Source organism: Halomonas elongata (assembly GCF_029081005.1).
GTDB classification, from domain to species: domain Bacteria; phylum Pseudomonadota; class Gammaproteobacteria; order Pseudomonadales; family Halomonadaceae; genus Halomonas; species Halomonas elongata_B.
In genome coordinates, this window is the sequence record NZ_JAJQTQ010000059.1 from 1 (window position 1) to 1443 (window position 1443).

At 59.9% G+C, this 1443-nt stretch carries 1 protein-coding gene; it reads right to left on the reverse strand.

What is annotated here, in order from left to right; genetic code table 11:
• Nucleotides 1-31: 31 nt before the first annotated feature.
• A protein-coding gene (locus tag LU493_RS19405; RefSeq protein ID WP_428994588.1) for an IS3 family transposase occupies nucleotides 32-1392 on the reverse strand; the annotation gives its coding sequence in 2 pieces (ribosomal slippage) (nucleotides 32-936 and nucleotides 936-1392; 1362 coding nt in all).
• Nucleotides 1393-1443 lie beyond the last annotated feature (51 nt).

Below are 1443 nucleotides of genomic sequence, written 5' to 3' on the forward strand. Positions count from 1 at the left end.
TGAACTGACCCCCAATCGTTGGACGGTTCATTCAGCCGGCGCTCAAGGCCTGAGTCCTGTACTTTACGGGGCTCAGGCCTTTTAGTTTCAGCTTGATGCGTTCGTGGTTGTAGTAATGGATGTACCGGTCGAGACCTTGCTGCAACTGCTCAACGGTGTCGAACCGGTTCAGATGGAAGTACTCGGCCTTCAGGGTGCCGAAGAAGCTCTCCATCGCTGCATTGTCCAGACAGTTCCCTTTCCGCGACATGCTGCGGAGTATCCGCTTCTCCACCACCAGCCGACGATAGCTGGGGTGACGATAATGCCACCCCTGATCCGAGTGGAGCAGCGGCCGATCCTCAGGCGTCAGCCTGCCGAAGGCCTTCTTCAGCATGCCCTTCACCAAGTCGAACACCGGGCGTGGCCCGGTCTGGAAGGCAATGATCTCTCCGTTGTACAGATCCATGACCGGTGATAGGTAGAGCTTCTGACCATCGATCTTGAATTCCGTGATGTCCGTCACCCACCGCTGGTTGGGGCGCTGGGCCTGAAAGCGACGCTGCAACGTATTAGGGGCGGCGTAACCTTCCGCGCCTCGGTAGGCACGATAACGCTTGGGGCGAACCAGGGACTTCAAGCCCAGCTGTTGCATCAACCGCTGGACGGTCTTGTGGTTGATCGCCTCACCGGCCTGTCGCAGGACGGCGGTGATGCGACGGTAGCCATAGCGCCCTTTGTGGCGATCGTAGATCGCCCGGATACGCGCCTTCAGAGCCGCGTACCGATCGTCAGTGCCCAAGGCCTTGATCTGGTAGTAGAACGTGCTGCGCGGCAGCTCGGCCGCCCGCAGCAGCAGCGCCAGCGGATGCTCATGCCTTAATCCTTGGACGGTTTGGGCTTTTTGCCCTGCGTGGCCGCCCCCTGCTCCCGGATCAAGGCATCGAGCTTTTTTAGGTAGGCATTCTCCGCCCGTAGATAGGCCAGTTCCTTGAGCAACTCCTCCTGGGAGGGCTCTTCATCTGGCGGGGGCGGTGGGGTAGGCGGCTTCTTAGTCATCGGGCGGCGTCCCTTGCGCTTCGGTGCTAACGCGGTCAGGCCTCCACTATGATACTGGCGCTCCCATCTGCCAATAGCACCGTCTTCGCGGATGTCGAACAGGGCGGCTGCCTGCCGCTGTGACAACCCATCCCGCCACATCCTCTCGAGTACTGCCAGCTTGAAGGCGGCGCTGTAGTGACGGTGCGTCCCACGCCGTCCCAACGTGCCATGTTGACGATAGCGATCTCGCCATCTTCTCACCAGAGAATGATCCAGGCCATGCTGGCGAGCCACCTCCCTCAGGCTGGTGGCTTCGTGTAAACACTGCTGTACCACCAGCAGCTTGTACCCCTCGTCGTATCGGTTCCTCATAAAAACACCCCGAAGGTTGGAGTGGGTGTCCAACTTTCGGGGTGCAGTTCA